The organism is Nocardioides sp., assembly GCF_024509035.1.
GTDB lineage: Bacteria > Actinomycetota > Actinomycetes > Propionibacteriales > Nocardioidaceae > Nocardioides.
Map to the genome: position 1 here is coordinate 976 of NZ_JANINT010000324.1, position 1,179 is coordinate 2,154.

The following is a 1,179-nucleotide window of genomic DNA, read 5'->3' on the forward strand; positions in this document are numbered from 1 at the left end:
GACCGCGTCTTCGGCCCCCGGTTCCGGACCGTGGTGACGGGCACCGAGGTGACCGAGCTCAAGCCCAGCCCGGCCGCGTACCTGCGGGTGCTCGAGCTGGCCGGCTGCTCCCCCGAGCGCACCGTGGCGGTCGAGGACTCGGCCAACGGGGTCCGGGCCGCGGTGGGTGCCGGCCTGCGCTGCGTGGCGGCGTACAACGACTACACCCGGGACGACGACCTGTCGTCGGCGGCGCTGGTCGCCGACGGCTTCACCGACCCGGCGCTGGTGGCGTGGTTCCACCAGCGCCTCTCGCGCCGGTCGCGGGGTGGCCCGTGACAGAGAACCGGCAGACCCACCGCCCGACCGACTCGCTCGTCGCCGCCTACGACGGAGTGATCTGCGACCTGGACGGCGTCGTCTACCGCGGGCCGACCGCCGTGCCCGGCGCGGTCGAGACGGTGAACGAGGTCGCGGCCGGCCAGGTCGGAGTCGCCTTCGCGACCAACAACGCCTCGCGCCCACCGGACGAGGTCGCCGCGCACCTGCGCGAGCTGGGTGTCGACGGGCACGGCTGGTCGGTGGTGACCAGCTCACAGGCCGCCGCGGCGTACCTGGCCCAGCGGCTCCGGACCCACGCCCCCGTGCTGGCGGTCGGAGGGCCAGGCGTCTCGCAGGCCCTCGCCGAGGTGGGACTGGTGCCGCTGCGCGTCCGCGACCTCGCCGACACCCGCGTCGAGGCCGTGGTCCAGGGCCTGGGGGTCGACGTCACGTGGCGCGAGCTCGCCGAGGTCGGCTACCTCGCCCAGCGCGGGGTGACCTGGGTGGCGACCAACCTCGACCTGTTCCTCCCGACCGCACATGGCCCGGCCCCCGGCAACGTACGCGCCGCCACGTCCGCGGTGCCGCACGTGGTGGGCAAGCCGGGCCCCGATCTCTTCGACCTGGCTCGCGTCGGCCTCGGTACGTCCCGGGAGAGGACCATCGCCTGCGGCGACCGGCTGGACACCGACATCGCCGGTGCCACCGCGGCCGGCCTGGACTCACTGCTGGTCCTGTCCGGCGCCTCTCGCCTGCAGGACCTGGTCTTCGCCACCGGGCAGCAGCGTCCGACGTACGCCGCCGCCGACCTGTCGGGACTGCGACGGCCCGGACTGCGCCTGGACGCGCCCCCGCCCGACCCGGCCCCGCTCGCCCCGA

General features: G+C 75.6%; 2 protein-coding genes. Both read left to right on the forward strand.

What is annotated here, in order from left to right; genetic code table 11:
• Positions 1-318, forward strand: a 318-nt coding sequence (locus Q0L15_RS20260) for an HAD-IA family hydrolase (RefSeq protein ID WP_296606450.1), incomplete at its 5' end; no start/stop codon positions are given.
• Positions 315-1,179, forward strand: an 865-nt coding sequence (locus tag Q0L15_RS20265) for an HAD-IIA family hydrolase (RefSeq protein ID WP_296606452.1), incomplete at its 3' end; no start/stop codon positions are given. The genes Q0L15_RS20260 and Q0L15_RS20265, both read left to right, overlap by 4 nt.